This is a genomic window from Nocardia sp. SSK8 (genome assembly GCF_037034205.1).
Classification (GTDB): Bacteria; Actinomycetota; Actinomycetes; order Mycobacteriales; family Mycobacteriaceae; genus Nocardia.
The window spans coordinates 1-19,081 of sequence record NZ_JBAGKD010000003.1; the positions used below are offsets into that span (position 1 = coordinate 1).

Below are 19,081 nucleotides of genomic sequence, written 5' to 3' on the forward strand. Positions count from 1 at the left end.
TCCAACTTCGGTTGGAGGGCCTTTTGCGTTGATCCTCCGGTCACGCACAGTCCGAACCGTCAATATTTCAGAAACCTCCACGCGACGGCCCGGCGTCGGTCACCATGATGCGACGTAGCTTCGGGAGGTCACCGTGGATTGGCTGTTCGCTCACCAGTTTCTTCGTCGCGGCGCTGCCGCTCTCGTTCTGCCCGCCGCCCTGATCGGGGCCGTGGCCACCGCAGCGCCCGCGCACGCCGAGCCTGCGCCGGATCCGCTGGCCGGGATCGCCGAGGAGGTCTCCCAGGGGCTCACCTACGGGGTGATCGGTGCCGCGAATTCCGTTGCGGGAGTGGCCGGTATCGACCTACCCGACACCTACGGCCCGAAGACCGCCATCGTCGTCCTGGGCTACGGTCTGCAGCCGGACGGGTCCATGCGCGCCGAGCTCGGCAACCGGCTGCACGCGGCGCTGATCCAGGCGTACATGTCGCCGGCCTCGCCGGTGATCGTCACCGGTGGCAATCCGCGCAACGGGGTCACCGAGGCGCAGGTGATGGCGGATTGGCTGAACGTGCGCGGGGTGACCCGCGACCGGATCCATGCCGAGACCGAGGCGGGATCAACGGTGCAGAACGCGGAGTTCTCGGCGCGGATCATGGCGGCGCTCGGCCTGGACAAGGCCGTGCTGATCACCTCCGCCGATCACATGCGCCGGGCGCTGGACAACTTCCTCGCCGCGGGCGTTCCGGTGGTCGCCACGATGACGCCGGATGTCGCGCCGCTGTGGGCGCGGCCGTACGGTTCCGGTAGCTGAGCCGAGGGGGCGCCGATGTCGGTGGCGCCGTCTACGATGCCTCTGGCGTCGCCGTGGGTGCGGTGAGGCCGGGCGAGAGACAGGGGAACAGGGATGGACAGGCCGTCGTGGGCGCCGGAGGGCGTCGACATGCAGCAGCCGAGCCCCGCTCGGATGTACGACGCGCTGCTCGGAGGCTCGCACAACTTCGCCGTCGACCGGATGGCGGCCGAGATGGGCACCCAGCTCGTCCCCGACCTGCCGCGCCTGGCCCTGAGCAATCGGGCCTTCCTGCGCCGGGCGGTGCGGTTCATGCTCGACGCGGGCATCCGCCAGTTCCTCGACATCGGCTCCGGCATCCCCACCGCGGGCAATGTGCACGAGATCGTGCACGAGCTCGATCCGCGGGCGCGGGTGCTCTATGTCGACATCGACCCGGTCGCGGTGGTGCACTCGCGGACCATCCTGCACGGCCGCGCGAACGCGGGTGCGCTGGAAGCCGATCTGCGCAAGTCCGACGAGCTCATCGCCGCGGTCCGCGCGACCGGGCTGATCGACTTCGACGAACCGCTTGGCCTGCTGCTGATCGCGGTGCTGCACCTGGTGCAGGACAGCGACGATCCGGCGGGCAAGGTGGCCGCGTTGCGGGCGGCTGTCGCGCCGGGTAGTTTCATAGCCATTTCACATCTCACCTCCGAGCTGCGGCCCGAGGACGCCGGTAAGCTGGGGGAGCACTCGGCGAACGAGACCAAGGTCGGGATCCAGTTCCGGCCCAAGGCCGCGATCGTCGAGATGTTTCAGGGTTGGGACCTGGTGTCGCCCGGCGTGGTCGAACTGCCGCTGTGGCGGCCGGAGTCGGAGCGGGACCAGCACGAGAAGCCGGGCCGGTCCTTGGGCCTCGGTGGGGTCGCGCGCAAGGGATGAACCGCCGCGCAGGCGGAGGATGACAGGGTGGATGAGCAGTGGGGTCGTGGGAGCTGGCGCAGCGATGGGCTGACGCCCTCGACGGCGTCGTCGCTCCCACGCTGAACCGCTCGCAGATCGAGGACATGCTCGCCACCCTGTGTACCGGCCTGATCGAGGCGGCCAGGGGCGGCGAGGATCCCGATATCGCCCGCCGCTCGGCGCGCATGCTGGTCGCGGCCAACTATCGCGACTCCGCGGCGGTGAGCCGCACCGTGCGGGTGCTGTGCCAGGACCTGGTCGACGCGGCCGCCGACGGACCGACCGACCCGGCGCTGCCGCTGATCCGCGACCGCGCGATCGAGCTGGCCGCCGATTTCGCGGCCGGTTTCACCGCGGCGCTGCGCTCGGCGTCGCTCGGCGAGCAGGAGGCCACGCTGGCCGCGGTCCTCGCTGCCGCGCGCGAGGCTGAGCATCGCAGGGCGCTGTCGGAGGCGCGGTTCGAGGCGGTGTTCGACGGCGCGCTGGTCGGCATCGGCACCGTCGACATGACCGGGCACGTGGTCAACTGCAACGCCACTCTGGCGACGATGCTCGGGCAGACCCCGGAGACGATGCCGGGGCGCACGGTCGCCGACATTCTCGGACCGCAGAATCTCAATCAGGCGTTCCAGGAATTGCAGCGGATGGTGGCGGGGGAGTCCGAGAGTTTCCGCACCGAGACCGAGCACCGGCATCCGGACGGGCGGATCACCTATATCGACCTGTCGATGTCGGCGGTGCGCGACGCGGACAACGGCATCGAGTTCCTGATCGGGGTGGCCGTCGACGTCACCCAGCGCAAGCTGCTCGCCGACCGGCTCTGGCGCGAGGCCAACCACGACGCGCTCACCGGCCTGCCCAACCGCGCGCACCTGTTCACCCGGCTGGCCGATGCGGCGTCGCCGATCGGTGTCTGCTACCTGGACCTGGACGGCTTCAAGGAGATCAACGACCTGTGGGGCCACCGGATCGGGGACCGGGTGCTGCGGGTGGTCGCCGACCGGATGCGCGAGACGGTGGCCACGCACGACGCGATGCCCGCCCGGATCGGCGGTGACGAGTTCCTCGTTCTTGTCGAAAACTGCGCGGGCGAAGCACAAGTGGCGATGCTGGCCGACGAACTGCTCGCCGAGCTCACCCGTCCGCTGGAGGTGGACGGGCACGTACTCGCGGTCGGGGTGAGCATCGGTGTCGCCTACTTCGACGAACTGCCCTATGCCGTCGACGATCTCGTGCACACCGCCGATTCGGCGATGTACCGCAACAAGAACGACGCGCGGCGCGATCCGGCCCGCTGACCGGTCAGATCGGCTGACGTTCCCGCCGCGCGGCCCGCGCCAGCGAGCGATCCCGCTGCTCCTCGAAGCGCAGCACATCGGCACCGAGGCGGTCGAGGAAGGCGGCGAGGTCTTCGCGGCACTGTTCGCCGCGCGGCCCGAAATCGGTGCGCTCGAAGATGTTCCACTTGCGCAGCACCGGCCACAGCACTTCCTCGAGGTGCTGGCGCAGATCGTAGATGCCGTGCTTGGCCATCAGTACGCCATTGCGGCGCCAGCCCGGCATGCCAGCGCCCGGCATCTGGAAGCCCTGCACGATGGTGTTGATCGCCTCGATGGTCTGGTCGGGTGCCAGGTCAAGCGCGGCGCCGCAGAGGTTGCGGTAGAAGATCATGTGCAGGTTCTCGTCGGCGGCGATGCGGGCGAGCATGCGGTCGGCGATCGGGTCGTCGCAGACGCGGCCGGTATTGCGGTGGCTGACCCTGGTGGCCAGCTCCTGGAAGGTCACGTAGGCCACCGAGAACAGGAAACCCGCGCCGGAGGAGACCTGGATGTCGAAGCCGGGGCGCTTGGCGTCGACCACGGCCATGGCCGAATAGCCGTTGGTCATGTGGATCATCCTGGCCTGTTCGAGCGCGACCGGATCGACGCCGCGGGTGACGACCAGATAGTCACGGATGACGATCCCGTGCCGGTTCTCCTCGGCGGTCCACCGGCCCACCCAGGTTCCCCAGGCCCCGTCCTGCGAGAAGTTCTCGGCGATCTCGCGGTGATAGGAGGGCAGGTTGTCCTCGGTGAGCAAATTGGTGATCATCGCGGCTTTCGCGACTTCGCTGAGCCGGGATTGTCCTGGTTCCCAATCGGTTCCGCCCATGGCCGCGAAATTACGGCCCTCGTCCCACGGCACGTAATCGTGTGGGTGCCAGTCCTTGGCCATCGACAGATGACGGTCGACATTGTCGGCCGCAACGCCTTCCAGCTCGATCAGCAGTTCCAGTTGGGTGAGGTTCCTGGCCACGCTCGCGCCTTTCCGTGCAGTGAAAAGTATGAGTTGCGTTGGTCCGGTAAAGTTGTCCGTCGTCGCCGAGCGTAGACCCGGCGCCGCGTGCCTCCGAACGACACGGTGCGGAGGGCATTGTTTCTGAATTTGGGCGCGTCGCGCCGAGTGCATATACGCTCCACCAGTTCAGCTCCATCAGCGGTTCCCGATCAGTCGTGGCATAGCTAGAGAGAGTGAGCGAAAAATTATGACGGACATCGTGGTCACGAGCCTGGCGGCGACCACGTCGATCGCGGGCGACGTCGACTCGACCTGGAAAGGTCTGCTCAACGGCGAAAGCGGCATCGACGTCCTCGAGGATTCCTTCATCGACGATTTCGACCTGCCGGTACGGATCGGTGGTCACCTCAAGGTTTCTCCGGCCGCCTCGCTGACCCGCGAGGAGACCCGCAGGCTGTCCTATGTCGAGCAGATGGCGGTGGTCCTCGGTCGCGAGGTCTGGCGCAACGCGGGCAGTCCCGAGGTGGACCGCGACCGGCTCGGCGTCTCGGTGGGCACCGGGCTCGGCGGCGCCGAGTCGCTGATCTACGCGCGCGACAAGCTCGGCAACGGCGGATACCGCAAGGTCTCCCCGCACACCGTGCAGGCGATCATGCCCAACGGTCCGGCGGCGTGCGTCGGGCTCGAATTGGGCGCGCGGGCGGGGGTTTCCACGCCGGTGTCGGCCTGTTCCTCGGGGTCGGAGGCGATCGCCAACGCGTGGCGGATGATCGTGATGGGGGACGCCGACATGGTGGTCACCGGCGGTGTCGAGGGGTCCATCCAGGCGGTGCCGATCGCGGCGTTCACCCAGATGCGCGCCATGAGTACCCGCAACGACGACCCCAAGGCCGCCTCGCGGCCCTTCGATCGCGACCGGGACGGGTTCGTCTTCGGCGAGGCGGGCGCGATGATGGTGATCGAGACCGAGGAGCACGCGAAGGCGCGCGGCGCGACCATCCACGCGCGGCTGCTCGGCGCGGGGGTCACCTCCGACGGATTCCACCTCGTCGCACCGGATCCCGATGGCACCGGCGCGGCCAGGGCGATGACGCGGGCGATCCAGACCGGCGGGCTGTCCAAGCAGGACATCACCCACATCAACGCCCACGCCACCGCCACGCCCATCGGCGACACCGCCGAGGCCAACGCCATCGGCAAGGCGATCGGTGCGCACGCCTCGGTGTACGCGCCCAAATCCGCGCTGGGACATTCGATCGGCGCGGTCGGTGCGCTGGAAGCGGTGATCACCGTGCTCAGCGTGCGCGACAGCATCGTTCCGCCCACGCTGAACCTGGAGAACCAGGACCCCGAGATCGACCTCGACGTGGTGCGCGGCCAGGCCAGGGCGGGCCGGGTCGACTACGCGGTGAACAACTCCTTCGGATTCGGCGGGCACAATGTGGCGATCGCCTTCGGGCGGTACTGATGATCGGCGAGACATTCGACGACTATGTGGACGCGCAGGGCAATATCCGGATTCCCGGTGACCAGACCCTGATCGACTTCGTCGACAAGCACAGTGAGGCCAACGGCGATGATCTGGCCTACCGCTTCATCGACTATTCGCGCGAACGCGAGGGGGAATACCAGGAACTGACCTGGCGGGAATTCGGCGTCCGGCTGCGGGCGGTCGCGGCGCGGCTGCAGCAGGTGACCGAGCCCGGTGACCGGGTGGCGGTGCTGGCGCCGCAGGGCCTGGACTATGTGGTGGCGCTGTTCGCGGCGGTGTACGCGGGCAATGTGGCGGTGCCGCTGTTCGATCCGGAGGAGCAGGGCCACAGCGACCGGCTGCACGCGGTGCTGGGCGACTGCGCGCCCGCCGCGGTGCTCACCGTCGGCAGCGCGGCCGCCGGGGTGCGCAAGTTCTTCCGGGAACTGCCCGCCGCGCGACGGCCGAGGATCATCGCGGTGGAGGCGATTCCCGACACTGTCGGGCAGAGCTGGCGCAGGCCCGACATCAATATCGACAGCGTCGCGTATCTGCAGTACACCTCGGGATCGACGCGGGTCCCGGCCGGGGTGGAGATCACCCACCGGTCGGTGGGCACCAATCTGCTGCAGATGATCGATGCCATCGGCATCACCGAGAACGCGCGCGGGGTCACCTGGCTGCCGCTGTTCCACGACATGGGGCTGCTCACGGTGATCCTGCCGACCATCGGCGGCAAGTTCATCACCATCATGTCGCCGAGCGCGTTCGTGCGGCGGCCCGCGCGGTGGATCAAGGAGCTGGCCGCGCAGTCCGATGGTGCCGAGATCTATTCGGCGGCACCGAACTTCGCGTTCGAGCACGCGGCGGTGCGCGGGCTGCCCAAGGACGCGGAGACGTTGGATCTGTCCAATGTGATCGGCTTGATCAACGGCAGCGAGCCGGTGTCGGTGGCCTCGATGCGCAAGTTCAACGAGGTGTTCGCGCCGTACGGGCTGTCCAAGACCGCGATCAAGCCCTGCTACGGCATGGCCGAGGCGACGCTGTTCGTCTCGGCGACCCGGCGCGACGACGAGGCGCGGGTGGTCTACGTGGATCGCGGGCAGCTCAACGAGGGCCGGATGATCGAAGTCGACGAGCACGCGCCGCAGGCGGTGGCGCAGGTGTCGTGCGGGTATGTGGCGCGCTCGCAGTGGGCGGTCATCGTGGATCCGGAGACCGGGATCGAGCGCCGCGACGGCGAGGTCGGCGAGATCTGGCTGCACGGCGACAATATGGGCATCGGGTACTGGGGGCGCGCGGCCGAGACCGCCGAGACCTTCCACAACCGGGTGGCCCGGCGCAATCCGGTCGGCAGCCGGGCCGAGGGCGCCCCCGACGACGCGCGGTGGATGCGCACCGGCGATTTCGGCGCCTACCACGACGGCGAGCTGTTCATCACCGGCCGGGTGAAGGACCTGGTGATCGTCGACGGGCGCAATCACTACCCGCAGGATCTCGAGTACTCCGCCCAGGAGGCCGGTACCGCGCTGCGGCCCGGCTTCATCGCGGCCTTCTCGGTGCGGAACCGGGAGCTGCCCGCGCCGGTGCGGGCCGAGGGGCCGGACGCCGACGAGATGGCCGAGGCGCTGGTGGTGGTGGCCGAACGCGGCACGGGCGCGGCGAAACTCGAGCCGGGGCCGATCGTGGACGCGGTCCGGGCGGCCATCGCGCGCAGGCACGGCGTGATGGTGCGGGATCTGTTGCTGGTGCCCGCGGGGTCGATTCCGCGCACGTCCAGCGGGAAGATCGCCCGGCGGGCCTGCAAGGCGGCGTATGTGGACGGCACGCTGCGCGGTGGGTACCGCCAGGACGCCTACCCGGACGCGCCGGAGGACTGAGAACGGTTCGGCCACCGGGGATTCCGGTGGCCGGACCTCAGTCGACGCAGGGGACGCTGTCGCCGGGGACGGTGGTGATCGGCTCGCCCGCGTCGGGAAGCCGCAAGGTCGGGGACGGTTCGGGCGGTGCGGTGGTCGCCGCGTCGGCGGTGGGGGTTTCCAGACCGAAGGCGGTGCGGACCTCGTGCCGGATCGCGGCGGGGTCGATGATGTTCACGTCCTGGCCGTCGATGGTTTCGTAGCGCAGCACCGGCAGGGTGCGGAACTCGACCGGCAGGGTTCCGGCGGCGCCGAGCTCGCGGACGAAGTCGAACAGATTCCAGCCGTCCGAGAGCACCAGGTCGCGGTGCGCCGCGGTGATCAGGGCGGCCAGCTTGCTCAGGTCGGTGAGGGTGCCCGACTCGCGCAGCGAGGCCGCCACGGCGGTGAGGAACGCCTGCTGCCGGTGGGTGCGGTCCAGGTCGCCGTGGAACAGGCCGTGGCGCTGGCGCACGAAGGCCAGGGCCTGGGCGCCGTCGAGATGCTGTGGCCCGGCGGGGAAGACGGCGCCGGAGTACTCGCTGTCGTCGACGGGATTGTTCAGGCACACGTCCACGCCGCCGATCGCGGTGGCCAGATCGTAGAAGCCTGCCAGCGAGATCTCGGCGAAACGGTCGATCGGCACCCCGACCAGATCGCGCACGGTCGCGACGACGGAGGCCCGGCCCGCCTCCCGGCCGCGGCGCTCGAGCACCACCGGATCGGTTTCGCCCTGCGCCAGCAGATTCGCGTGCACGGCGGCCTTTTTCAGGCCGTAGGCCTCTTTGATCTTGATCTGCTGGTAGCCGGGGATGTCGGTGACGCGCACGTAGTTGTCGCGGGGGATGGAGAAGGCGACCACCCGGTCACGGTCGGCCGGAATATGCAGCAGGATCAGCGAATTGGCGTTGTAGCCGCCCTGGGTTCCGTCACCGGCGTGCAGGGCCTCGAGGATCTCCGGGGGCAGGTCGTCGCCGTCGAGGTCCTTGCGGGTGTCCAGCCCGATCAGCAGGATGTTCACCGCGCCGCCACGGGAGCGGGGCGCGTCCTGGCCCAGCGCGGTGGAGTGAGTGAAGCCGGATTCGACCTCGTTCTTGGCCGACCAGGCCATGCCGGTGCCGGTCAGCACGGCCAGGGCCAGGACCGCCGCGCACAGCCGCAGCACGATCAGGCAGGCCAGCCCCAGCCGCCGGACCCAGCGCGGGCGGGGCGCGGTGACCACCGGCCTGCCGACGCGCCGTGGTCCGCTCCGGGACGGGTCCCGGCTCGGCGGCGCGCCCTGGTCGCGGGTCACCGCAGCGCACTACCCGCTTGCCACTGCTCCCACGGCACACTCCAGTCGCCGTTCTGCCACACCTCGAGCGGTGCGCCGCCGGTATTGCGGATCTCCACCACGTCACCGGGCCGGGAGAAGTCGTAGAACCATCGCGCGTTCTCGCCGCTGAGATTCAGGCAGCCGTGCGAGACATTGGTATTGCCCTGCGCCCAGACGGTGTCGTCGAGCTGGTGCAGGTAGATGCCGTCGGTGCTGATCCGGGTGGCCCAGCCGATGCTCTCCTTGTAGCCGAGCCGGGAGTTGACCGGCAGGCCGTAGGTGGAGGAGTCCATGATCACCGGGTTGGCCTTGTCCATCACGGTGTAGACGCCGGGCTGGGTCCAGAAGGTGATGGTCTTGCCCGCGATCTCCTCGCTGCCGCCCCGGCCCATCGAGGTGGGCATGGTCCTGATCAGCGTGCCGTTCTCGTAGACGCGGACCTGCTTGTCGTTGTCGTCGGCGATCGAGACGTGCGAGGGGCCGATGGTGAAGCTGGTCTCGGTGTCCTCCTGGCCGTAGAGGCCGCCGCCGAGATCCTTGCCGTAGATGTCGGCGGCCAGGGTGACCTTCGTGCCCGGGGCGTAGTAGTTCCGCGGCCGCCAGTGGGCGTTGCGGTCGTCGAGCCAGTACCAGGCGCCGGTGACCTGGGGTTCGGTGCGGACCGAGAGGGTCTGTTCGGCGATGGCGCGGTCGGGGACGTCCTCGTCGAAGTGCGCGACGACCACCGTGCCGACCCCGAACTCCCCGGTGGGGGCCAGGGCGGTGCCGCCGGTGGTGCGGAAGTAGACCTTCGTCTGGTTGTTCGGGGCGAGGGTGGCGAAGGTCGAGGTGATCGGCCCGACCCGGCCGGTGACGGTGAGCGCCGAGGCCTCGATGGTGTAGGTGTGGCCGTAACCGAGCGGCTCGGCGGGTTTCCAGGCGGTCCGGTCGGGGGTGAAGATGCCCTCGACGGCGCGGCCCACCTCGTTGGTCATGGTGACCTCGGTGAGGGTGCCCGCGTTGGTGCTCACCCGGACCGGGCCCAGCGGGTCGACGGCGGTGGCGTCGGCGGCGGGGACGATGGTGATGGCGGGCTCGGGCTCGGTGGTGGTCACGGTGTCGTCGGTGCCCGTCGCGTCGCAGGCGGTGGCGGCCACGGCGAGCGCGGCGACCAGGCCCATCCCGAATTGCCGTCGGTCCACTCCGTGTCACCTCCTGCCCGTCGCACGACCCCGACCAGCGTAGCGCGGTGGACGGCGCGGATCAGTCTTCGCTGCTGGTGCGTTCGCCGAGAAATCGCAGCAGGGCGGGGTCGTCGGAGGTGAAGCGGTCGGCCTCCTGACCGCCGGTGCATTCGAACAGGCCGATGGTCACCGTGTCGCCGCGGCGGCTCAGCACCCGCCAGATCGCGCCGGAATCCGTCCAGCGCCGCAGGGTCTCGACCCGATCGATCTCCATGCCCTGCATGGTCGCACGGTCACCGCTCGCGGTAGTTGGCCGCGACCAGGGCGAGGCAGCTCGCCGCGATGAGCGCGGTGACCAGGTACATGACCGGGTAGCCGAAGCCGAAGCCGCCGTGCAGGGCCGAGAGCACGGCGGGCACGCCGAAGCCCAGGTAGCTCACCGAGTAGAAGACGGCGTTGAGCCCGGCCAGGTCGCCGGGACCGGCGATGCGCTCGATCTGCTGCAGGCCCGCCACCAGGCCGATGCCGTAGCCGCTGCCGAGCACCACCGCGGTGAGCAGGGTGATCCCGATGCTCAGGGTCGCGGCCGTCCACGCGGCCAGGCCCATGCCGAGGGTGAGCAGGACCAGCGCGACCACCGCCGCGCGGGCGGTGCCGGGCCGGTCGATCCGGCGGGCGACGGACTGGATGGTGAAACCGCAGCCCAGGGTGACCATGGTGACCAGGGCGGAGAAGGCGATCGGTGCCTGCTGCACACGCGGCAGCATGAGCGTCGGGAGCACCGCGTAGGCGGTGGCATTGGCGGTGAACAGCCACAGCGCCACCGGCACCGCGACCCGCAGGAACCGGCGGTGACCGGCGGCGGGGATCTTCAGGTCGTCGAGCAGCCGGGCCGGGGCGGCCGGGCGGGTCACCGTTTCCGGGGAGCGGGCCAGCCAGACCGTGGCCGCCACGCACAGGGCCGCGTTCACCAGGTAGGCGGTCGAATCCGGCAGCGGGCCCCACTGGGCGAGGGTGCCTGCCACGCCAGCGCCGAGCGCGAAGCCCGCGGTCAGGCTCATGGCCGAGCGGCGGGCACCGACACCGGCGGCCGCGTCGGCGTAGGGCGGCTGGGACAGCTCCTTGAGCCAGCTCCCGCCGACGGCCATGGCCAGGCCCAGCGCGACACCGCACAGCATCCGTCCGGCCGCCAGCATCGGTACCGAGTCCGCGCCCGCCGCGAGCAGCAGCGAACCGGCGGCGGCGACGAGCGGGGCGGGCAGCATGAGCGGGCGGCGGCCGAAGCGGTCCGAGAGCGGGCCGCCGATGAGCAGGGCGGGCACGATGCCGAGGACGTAATAGAACAGCAGCAGGTCGACCGCGGTGAGCGGCAGGCCGTGCGCCTTGTACATCACCAGCAGCGGGGTGAACTCGTTGCCGCCCCACGCGATCGCCACCATCGCGGCGGAAACGGCCAGCCAGGAGCGGGTGCGCGTGCTGGGGGCAGCGGTCGACCGCTCACCGGTGAGAATCGCCATCACAGCCCTTTCCGTCGTGCGCGCACCGGGGAACGCGTACGGGGCGAAATGGTGGCAACCGGTCTCATTTTAGGCGGGGAGGTTCGCTGTACTACCGTCGGCCTGTGCGTGAGCTGCGGATGGGATGTGCCATGTGGACCCATCCGCAATGGCAGGAGCGGCTGCCCGCGCCGGGGGAGCGGTTGCGCGCCTACGCCGGGTATTGCGGCGCGGTGGAAGGCAACACCACCTTCTACGCGACGCCCTCGGCCTCGACCGTGGAGTCCTGGGCCCGCCAGACCGCGCCGGATTTCCGTTTCGTGCTCAAGCCGCCGCGCGCGGTCACCCATGAGCGCAGGCTGGTCGAGGCGGGCGGCGAGCTGGCCGCGTTCCTCGACGTGATGGCGCCGCTCGGCTCACGCGTGCACGCCCTGTGGATTCAGCTGCCCGCCTCGTTCGGTCCGACCGATCTGGGTGCGCTGGCGCGGTTCCAGCGGGAGCTGCCCGCCGGGCTGCGATGTGCGGTGGAGGTGCGTCATCCGGCCTTCTTCACCGAGGAACGGGCCGCGGTGCAGCTCGAGCGGGTGCTCGGCCGGATCGGGGCCGAATGGGTGCCCTTCGACACCACCGTGCTGTTCGACGGCCCGCCCGGTGACCCGTCGGAGTACGAGGCGCGGGCCAAGAAGCCGCGGGTGCCGCGCCGGACGCGTGCCCTCACCGAGTACCCGATCGTCCGCTATCACGGCCGCGCCGACACCGAGCGGACCGTGGCGGGCTGGCGGCCGTGGGTCGAGACGGTGGTGGCGTGGTTGCGCGAGGGCCGCTCGCCGACGGTCTTCGTGCACACCCCCGACAACGCCTCCGCCCGCGACCTGGCCCGCCGCTTCCACGACGAGGTCCGCGCCGAACTCCCGGAGCTCCCCGCCCAGCCCGTGCCCGCGCCGACCGAACCCATGACCCTGTTCTGAGCCGGACACCGGGAGGTGACCTGCGCTGATTCCGCGGACACCTGTCGTACCCCCGTGGCATGCTGTGCGCCACTACTGGGGAGTGGGTGGGCCGAGTCGAGGGGACGAGCCATGTCTACGGATCCACTGTCGTTGTCGTACGCGCCGCACTGTGAACCGCGGCTCCTGCATTCGGGCGGCGATCGTCCGGGGGTGAACAGTTCTGCGGCACAGATGATTACCCGCGCTTCGCATGCCCGGCGTGCGAGTGCGCCGCTCGGCGTCCGGATCGCGGTGCAGCGGGCATGCCGCCAGGGCGAGAGGCCCGTCATCGGTGGTGTCGCGGGTGATTCCGGCGTCGATCGTACTGCGGGCGAGCGTGGCGGTACCGAGTTGCCCGGCGCCAGGTGTGAAGTGGGCGAGCACGGCGACGAGCGGCTCACTGCTGGATTCGCTGCGGGCGCTGAGCATTTCGCTGGGCAGGTGCTGCGGTTGTTGCTCGAGGTGGTCGATCGGCGGCGGACGCCCGCGCAGTTGCGGGCGGTGGCTCATCCACGGGTGCAGTCCGCGGTCGAGACGATTCTGCGGCGCGGGCTCGCGCCGGGGCGGTCGCTCGGGACCGCGACATTGACCAAGGTGCGGTTGACGTCGATGGAGGCGGCGGGTGCGGAGGTGTTCGCCTCGTATCAGCGGGGGGAGCGCACGCTCGCGCTGGCGGGGCGGATCGAGTCGACGCCCGGTGGCTGGCGGCTGGTGGCGGTGCGGCTGTACTGAGGGCGGCGGCCCCGTCGCGCCGGAAGACGCGGGGCGGGGCCGGGTTTCGCGGATGACCCCCCGGACGATCCCCGCCGCCCGAACAGCGGGGACCGGGCGCCGCGCCGGACCTGGGGGAGGGTGGGGTGTCGCACCCCAGCGCGGCGGTGGAGAGTGGTGCGCGTTTCCGTGGCCGGTCTCGGGCCGCGCACCACCTGTTATTCGGTGCGTGGCCGGTTCCGGCTTGGTTGCGCGCCATCGCTTTCCGGCGGTTCGGCCTCGGGACCGTCGGGGAGCCTGCGGGTGCCGGTGGCCACCTCGGCGATGAGATCGTCGTAGCCGCAGGCGAGTTCGTGCAGGCGCTGCTGGGCGGCGCGCAGTTCGGATTCGGCGCCGCAGGCCAGGGCGCGGTAGGTGAGGGCGGCGAAGTGTGCCATGCGGTCGATCACGGCGCCGATGCTCTCGGTGTGCATGGGGGCGGTGAGCGCGGGGCGGGGAGAGCGGATGACCACCCAGCGGTCGATCTCGCACACCAGACGCGCACGCTCGCCGTCGATCTCGCGGGTGTCGCCGGGGGCGAGCTGTTCGCGGCGTTCGTGCAGGGCGGCCAGTTCGTGGGCCGCGCACAGCACCGGGTCACCGTCACCGGCGACCCCGCAGACCGCCCGCATCATCCGGGCCCGGGCGGGGAGCGCCGGATCCCGTTCCGGCCCCTCGGCTGTGCCGCCGCTGTCGGTCTCCACCTGCTCGCACCCGTCCTCGTCCGCTCCGCACGCTGTCGAGAGACATTCGTCCCGGCACGGAATCCGGATAGGTCACGAAAGAACCGCTCAGCAGCGAAAACCGGCCGCGCACAGGTGCTGTGCGCGGCCGGTCGAGGTCATCGGGGGCGGCGAACCTACAGGCTGCGCGCGATGATCTCCTTCATGATCTCGTTGGTGCCCGCGTAGATCAGCTGGACGCGGTTGTCGACCCACATGCGCGCGATCGGGTACTCGTTCATGTAGCCGTAGCCACCGAAGAGCTGCAGGCAGGTGTCGGCGATCTGCATGGCGCGGTCGGTGGTCCACCACTTGGCCATGGCTACGGTGGGGATGTCGAGTTCACCGCGGATGTGCTTCTCGACGCAGTCGTCGATGAACACCCGGGCGATGCGGGCCTCGGTGGCGACCTCGGCCAGCTTGAACTTGGTGTTCTGGAAGCCGAAGACCGGACGGCCGAAGGCCTCGCGCTCCTTGGTGTAGCGCAGGGTGTGGTCCAGCGCGACCTCCATGCCCGCGACCGCGCCCATGGACACGATCAGGCGCTCCTGCGGCAGCTGCTGCATGAGCTGGATGAAGCCCTGACCCTCCTGGGTGCCGAGTAGGTTGGTCACCGGGACGCGCACGTCCTCGAAGAACAGCTCGGAGGTGTCCTGGCCCTTCTGGCCGATCTTGTCCAGCACGCGGCCGCGGCGGAACCCGGCGCGGTCGGCCTCGACCAGCACCAGCGAGACACCGGCGGCGCCCTGGGTGGGGTCGGTCTTGGCGACCAGGATGATCAGGTCGGCCTGCGCGCCGTTGGTGATGAAGGTCTTGGAGCCGTTGATGACGTACTCGTCACCGTCGCGGATGGCCTTGGCCTTGACGGCCTGCAGGTCCGAGCCGGTGCCGGGCTCGGTCATGGCGATGGCGCCGACGACCTCACCGCTGGCCATCTTGGGCAGCCACTGCTTCTTCTGCTCCTCGGTGCCGTAGGCGAGCAGGTAGTGCGCGACGATGCCGTTGTGCAGGCTGACGCCCCACGAGGTGTCCACCGCGCGGGCCTGCTCCTCCATGAGCACGGCCTCGTGGGCGAAGGTGCCGCCACCGCCGCCGTACTCCTCCGGGATCGACAGACACAGCAGGCCCACTTCGCCGGCCTTGTTCCACAGGTCGCGGTCCACGTGGTGCTGCTCGCGGTACTTGTCGATGTTCGGCACGAGTTCCTTGGCCATGAAAGCGCGGGCGAGGTCGCGCAGGGCGTCCAGGTCCTCGTTCATCCAGCTGGAACGATTGGCGGCCATCGAGTCTCCTTACGGCTCGGCACAGCACCGGTCCAGATGTGACCGGTGGTTACGGCTACCAGTGTGCACCAGTATTGGCGGTGTGACAATAATATCGGAGAAATAGCCTTTCACCAGCGGATCATCGGTAGCGGCGAGAGCGGATGGATGAGCGCGCGGCGCAGGGTGAGCTCCGCGAGTTTGAGATGGAAGCCGCTGTCCGGGTACCGGCGCAGCACGCCCGCGTAGGCCGCGAACGGCAGGCCGAAGCGCCGCGCGCCGCAGGAGACGTCGATCAGGTCGGCGCGCCGGAACAACTCCACCGGGTCGGCTGCGCGGCCCGCCGGGCGGATCCGGTGGTGGTCGCGGATCATCCGGCAGACGAGTTCGGAGAGGTCCTCGCGGCCGTGCGTGATCAGCCAGTCCCCGGCCAGCGCGCAGGACGGTTCGAGGTAGTCGAAGGTGCCCGCGGCCCAGATGCCCAGGTCGTGGAAGGTGGCCGCGGTGACGAACTCCTCGCGGCTGCTCGGCGGCGGTCCGGCCGCGCCGGTGCGGGCGAAGAGTAGATCGGCGAAGCGCAGCACGCGCGAGACGTGGTGCTGGTAGGCCTTGCGGTCGGCGCCCAGGCGCGCGATCCATGGCTCGAGCCGGTCGGCGACGGCGCGGTCCGGCTCGGTGTACTCGGTCAATTCTCCACCCTCGGAATCGATCTCGCGGATGGCCCCGAACCCCTTCGGCGGCCTCCCGTTTCGGCCCACCCTATTGCGCGCGCGGCCGCGTCGCGCGGCGAACCGACACGCCCGGCCGTCGCGGGACACGAACGGCGTTCGGCAACAGTCGGGCACCGAACCGCCGGAAACTCCTGTCCGGGGCAGGGGCGGCGATTATCTTCGCAGCCCGGGAAATCCGCAGGTTCCTTTGCGCGTGTCGCGCGCGGCGCGCCGTGTCTGGGGAGCGGTGTCCGAGCATCGGTTTCGCGCTCGAGGGTGGATGGACTAAGAATGGCGTGTGCCGTTCACACGTGTGGTCACCTGCCTGCCTTCGCGACGCCGGGGCGGTGGTGTGGCATGACCATCGAGACTCCGCTCGAGGACGACGTCACCCAGCTCGCCCAGCGCGTGGAACGCGCGCGCGGACGCCTCGCCTATCAATTCGATCCGGCGCTGACCGACGCGCTCTCCGAGGACGAGCTGCGCGCCGAGCGTGAACTCGCCGAACGCATCCGCGAACAGGATCGCGAACAGCGCTGGAAGCACACCCAGGCGATGGCACAGGCTTCCGACCGGGCCCGACAGACCACCGAAGCAATCGAGAAGGCCGACATGCGAGATCTGCTGCTCGCCAGAAAGGCGATGGCCTCCCAGCGGCGCGAATCGAGCCCGCACGCGAAGCTGGCTTCGCTGTACCGGCATCGGTCGTGGTCGCTCAAGGCGCTGGCGGGTGTCGTCGGCGCTGGCATGTTGTGGTCGGCGGTGAACGTCCAGCAGAACATCGCGCCCGGTGGGCCCAGCGATCCGCTGTTCTGGTTCAGCTACCTGCTCGAGGCGATGATCAGCGTGTGTCTGATCATCATCATGGTCGGCACCAACAAGGTCGCCGAGTGGGGCGTGATCGACAATCGCCGTCAGGTGGCGCTCGCCGAGCTCGCGCTGCTGGGCCTCACGGTCACCCTCAACACCTATCCCTATGTGCGCGACGGGCGCTGGTACGACGCCGCGGTGCACGCGGTGGCGCCGGTGATGATCGGTGTCGCGCTGCTCATCCACGACGCGGCCAGCGCGCGCTACGGCCTGGCCATCACCCGTGCGACCAGCCAGATCCGGGACATGCCCGATCCGGCCGAGAGCCTGCTCAACCGTCAGCCCGTCGACAATGTGCGCCTGACCTATCAGCCGCCGGTCCCCGGCTCCGCGCTCGCCGAGGCCCCGTCGGTCACCGCGCCCACGGTGCCCGTCACCCGGGAACCCGCGTGGACCCCGAGCGAGCCGGTGAGCAACGGCCGCCCCGCCGAGAAGCGCAAGCGCTTCGGCATCGGCAAGCCGTCGGCCTCGGACAAGGCCACCAAGAAGTCCACGGTGCCCGCCGCCGCGCCCGAGCCCGCGCCGAAGCCCGCCGAGCCCACCGAGGCGACCAAGCCCGCCGACGCGGCCCCCGCCGCCCGCAAGAGCACCATCTCCGATATCGAGGCCCGCGTCGAAAAGGCCTTCGCCGAAGCCAACTTCGGCTACGAGGCCATCGAGCCGGTCAATGTCTACGACACCGGCCAGTTCCGCATCGCCGAGAGCCTCGAACAGGAGCTCAACGCCATGCGTGAGGCCCGTCGCCAGGCCCGCAAGGAACGCGCGGGCTCCTAGATCCCGATCGACATGGTCCGGCGGCGCACCCGAGGGTGTGCCGCCGGACTTGTTCGTCAGCCGAACAGGCCGCCGCTGTGGCCTGCCTGCTGGCCGCCGCCGGTGCCGCCGATGAAGCCGCCCGGGGGGAGCTCGGAGGGCTGCACGATGACGAACCCGCGGCCGCTGAAGGACAGAGTGCTGGCCTCGCCGGTGCTGCGGCCCATCAGGCGGCCCAGGCCGAAGGAATCGTTGCGTTTGATGCCGGTCTGCAGGCTTGACGACCAGGCGACGGCGGCATTGGGGTCGGCGTAGGTGGCCTGGTCGACGGTGAGGACCACCGGGGAGCCGTGGGTGGTGATGGCGATGCGGCCGCGGCCGGTGAATACGCAATTGAACAGGCCCGCGTTGGAGGCGTAGCTCGCCGCGCCCTGCACGCGGCCGATGTTGTACTGCAGGGTCGGGTCGAAGGCGAGGACGTTGGCGCCGTTGATGGTGAGGCCGTCGGTGCCGTCGAGATCGATGAGGTGCACGTCGGCGGCGCTGTTGGCCAGGAACAGATCGCCGCGCCCGCTGACCTTCATCAACGGCACCCCCTCGCCGGTCAGGTGCTGGCGGATGGCCCGCCCGATCCCGCCGGAGCCCAGGGCCTGGAACTGCAGCTCACCCTGGTAGGCGACCATCGACCCGGCCCGGGCCATCACCTCCCCGTTGAGCCCGACCTTGACCATCTTGCCGCCCTGCTTCTGGATACCGAAGCCGTTGACCTCGGCATGCGAGGGATCGAACAGGTCGCTGTGCACGGGCTGGGCTCCTTGCTGAGAGGCGTACGAAGGGTGGGGCTGACCGGCACCGGGTGCGGGCGCGCTGGACGGGCCACCTGGATAGGGCGGCGGGTACTGGCCGGGCGGCGGGGCGAGATGGCCAGGCCCGGAACCGCCGCCGGGATGAGCAGGCGGTGCGAACTGCCCGGGAGGCGTGGACGCGCCGCCCGGTGGCGTGGGCGCGAACGGCCCGGGCGCGCCTGCCGGGGGAGCGGGGTATCCGGGAGGGGGACTGCCCGCGGGTGGATAGGCGACGGTCGGCGCGGCACCGGCAGGAGGCGCCGGAGCGGGGTCGTCGTCGAGGTTGACGCCGAAGGCGGAGGCGATGCCCGCGAGGCCGTCGTCGTAGCCCTGGCCGATGGCGCGGACCTTCCAGCCGCCACCGCGCCGGTAGATCTCCACGCACACCACACCGCTCTCGGAGGTGAGTCCGGCGATCGGGAATGTCAGTGTGTCCGAGGGGGATCCGATGGTGGCGGTCAGCTGGCCGACCCCAGCGAAGGTGGTGGGGCCGCGGCCGTCGAGGCTGGCGGTGACCACCACACGGTCGATCTCGGCGGGCAGCGCCGAGGTCTGGACCTGCACCACGTCGGGACCGCCGTTGCCGTGCCGGTAGAGCACGCCCGGCCCGGCGGGCTGGTTGAAGAACACGAAGTCCGCGTCCGAGCGCACCTTCCCGGCCTCGGTGAGCAGCAGGGCCGAGACATCGACCGAGGCCGAACTGGCCACGGTGACGGTCAGCTGATCACCGGGCGCGGGCCGGTTCTCCCCACGTGCCAGCGCGGTCACGACACCACACCCCGCGAACGGGTGGTTTGTCCGATTCGGAAGTCTTCCACGACCTCGATAGTGCCGTGTGTG

Annotated in this window: 17 protein-coding genes; 8 read left to right on the forward strand and 9 right to left on the reverse strand. The window is 70.1% G+C overall.

Annotation, left to right across the window (positions count from 1 at the left end):
• Positions 1 to 211 precede the first annotated feature (211 nt).
• The 3 genes from WA675_RS06725 to WA675_RS06735 all read left to right on the forward strand — a co-directional run bounded on the left by WA675_RS06725 (position 212) and on the right by WA675_RS06735 (position 3,018).
• On the forward strand, positions 212 to 796 hold the full coding sequence (locus WA675_RS06725) for a YdcF family protein (RefSeq protein WP_336082860.1): 585 nt from the start codon (positions 212 to 214) through the stop codon (positions 794 to 796).
• 93 nt (positions 797 to 889) lie between these two features.
• Positions 890 to 1,699, forward strand: coding sequence for an SAM-dependent methyltransferase (locus WA675_RS06730; RefSeq protein WP_336082862.1), 810 nt, complete (start codon positions 890 to 892; stop codon positions 1,697 to 1,699).
• A gap of 38 nt (positions 1,700 to 1,737) precedes the next feature.
• A complete protein-coding gene (locus WA675_RS06735; protein WP_336082864.1) occupies positions 1,738 to 3,018 on the forward strand; it encodes a sensor domain-containing diguanylate cyclase in 1,281 nt (426 codons plus the stop codon).
• A 4-nt stretch (positions 3,019 to 3,022) separates the two neighbouring features.
• Here the strand turns inward: WA675_RS06735 and WA675_RS06740 are convergent, their stop codons facing one another.
• Positions 3,023 to 4,015, reverse strand: coding sequence for an acyl-ACP desaturase (locus WA675_RS06740; RefSeq protein ID WP_336082866.1), 993 nt, complete (start codon positions 4,013 to 4,015; stop codon positions 3,023 to 3,025).
• A gap of 202 nt (positions 4,016 to 4,217) precedes the next feature.
• Here WA675_RS06740 and WA675_RS06745 point away from each other — a divergent pair, with 202 nt between their 5' ends.
• Both WA675_RS06745 and fadD32 read left to right on the forward strand, forming a co-directional pair.
• A complete protein-coding gene (locus tag WA675_RS06745; RefSeq protein ID WP_442945577.1) occupies positions 4,218 to 5,465 on the forward strand; it encodes a KasA/KasB family beta-ketoacyl-ACP synthase in 1,248 nt (415 codons plus the stop codon).
• A gap of 2 nt (positions 5,466 to 5,467) precedes the next feature.
• Entirely contained in the window at positions 5,468 to 7,348 is a 1,881-nt protein-coding gene (fadD32, locus tag WA675_RS06750; protein ID WP_442945578.1) for a long-chain-fatty-acid--AMP ligase FadD32, read from the forward strand.
• Positions 7,349 to 7,385: 37 nt separating this feature from the next.
• On the opposite strand, the gene WA675_RS06755 is transcribed toward fadD32, so the two are convergent.
• From WA675_RS06755 to WA675_RS06770, 4 genes are all read right to left on the reverse strand, one after another.
• Complete coding sequence (locus WA675_RS06755; RefSeq protein ID WP_336082872.1) at positions 7,386 to 8,660, reverse strand: LCP family protein; 1,275 nt, start codon at positions 8,658 to 8,660, stop codon at positions 7,386 to 7,388.
• Positions 8,657 to 9,841, reverse strand: a complete 1,185-nt coding sequence (locus tag WA675_RS06760; protein ID WP_442945579.1) for a L,D-transpeptidase — start codon at positions 9,839 to 9,841, stop codon at positions 8,657 to 8,659. The genes WA675_RS06755 and WA675_RS06760 overlap by 4 nt, the downstream gene beginning before the upstream one ends.
• Positions 9,842 to 9,923: 82 nt before the next feature.
• Positions 9,924 to 10,118 carry a hypothetical protein gene (locus tag WA675_RS06765; RefSeq protein WP_336082875.1) on the reverse strand — a complete coding sequence of 65 codons (195 nt, stop codon included), beginning with the start codon at positions 10,116 to 10,118 and terminating at the stop codon, positions 9,924 to 9,926.
• A 19-nt stretch (positions 10,119 to 10,137) separates the two neighbouring features.
• On the reverse strand, positions 10,138 to 11,361 hold the full coding sequence (locus WA675_RS06770; protein ID WP_336082877.1) for an MFS transporter: 1,224 nt from the start codon (positions 11,359 to 11,361) through the stop codon (positions 10,138 to 10,140).
• A gap of 104 nt (positions 11,362 to 11,465) precedes the next feature.
• Here WA675_RS06770 and WA675_RS06775 point away from each other — a divergent pair, with 104 nt between their 5' ends.
• Positions 11,466 to 12,308: a DUF72 domain-containing protein gene (locus WA675_RS06775; protein ID WP_336082879.1), complete on the forward strand. Its 843-nt coding sequence runs from the start codon at positions 11,466 to 11,468 to the stop codon at positions 12,306 to 12,308.
• A gap of 192 nt (positions 12,309 to 12,500) precedes the next feature.
• On the forward strand, positions 12,501 to 13,061 hold the full coding sequence (locus tag WA675_RS06780) for an Rv3235 family protein (RefSeq protein ID WP_336082881.1): 561 nt from the start codon (positions 12,501 to 12,503) through the stop codon (positions 13,059 to 13,061).
• Positions 13,062 to 13,258: 197 nt separating this feature from the next.
• Here the strand turns inward: WA675_RS06780 and WA675_RS06785 are convergent, their stop codons facing one another.
• The 3 genes from WA675_RS06785 to WA675_RS06795 form a co-directional block, all read right to left on the reverse strand.
• Entirely contained in the window at positions 13,259 to 13,783 is a 525-nt protein-coding gene (locus WA675_RS06785; RefSeq protein WP_336082883.1) for a DUF4254 domain-containing protein, read from the reverse strand.
• A 155-nt stretch (positions 13,784 to 13,938) separates the two neighbouring features.
• A complete protein-coding gene (locus WA675_RS06790) occupies positions 13,939 to 15,084 on the reverse strand; it encodes an acyl-CoA dehydrogenase family protein (RefSeq protein WP_336082884.1) in 1,146 nt (381 codons plus the stop codon).
• Positions 15,085 to 15,194: 110 nt separating this feature from the next.
• Positions 15,195 to 15,752, reverse strand: a complete 558-nt coding sequence (locus tag WA675_RS06795) for a hypothetical protein (RefSeq protein WP_336082886.1) — start codon at positions 15,750 to 15,752, stop codon at positions 15,195 to 15,197.
• A 378-nt stretch (positions 15,753 to 16,130) separates the two neighbouring features.
• Between WA675_RS06795 and WA675_RS06800 the strand changes: the two genes are divergently transcribed.
• Positions 16,131 to 17,417, forward strand: a complete 1,287-nt coding sequence (locus WA675_RS06800; protein ID WP_336082888.1) for a hypothetical protein — start codon at positions 16,131 to 16,133, stop codon at positions 17,415 to 17,417.
• A gap of 56 nt (positions 17,418 to 17,473) precedes the next feature.
• Here the strand turns inward: WA675_RS06800 and WA675_RS06805 are convergent, their stop codons facing one another.
• Positions 17,474 to 19,009 carry an AIM24 family protein gene (locus tag WA675_RS06805; RefSeq protein ID WP_336082890.1) on the reverse strand — a complete coding sequence of 512 codons (1,536 nt, stop codon included), beginning with the start codon at positions 19,007 to 19,009 and terminating at the stop codon, positions 17,474 to 17,476.
• Positions 19,010 to 19,081: the final 72 nt, after the last annotated feature.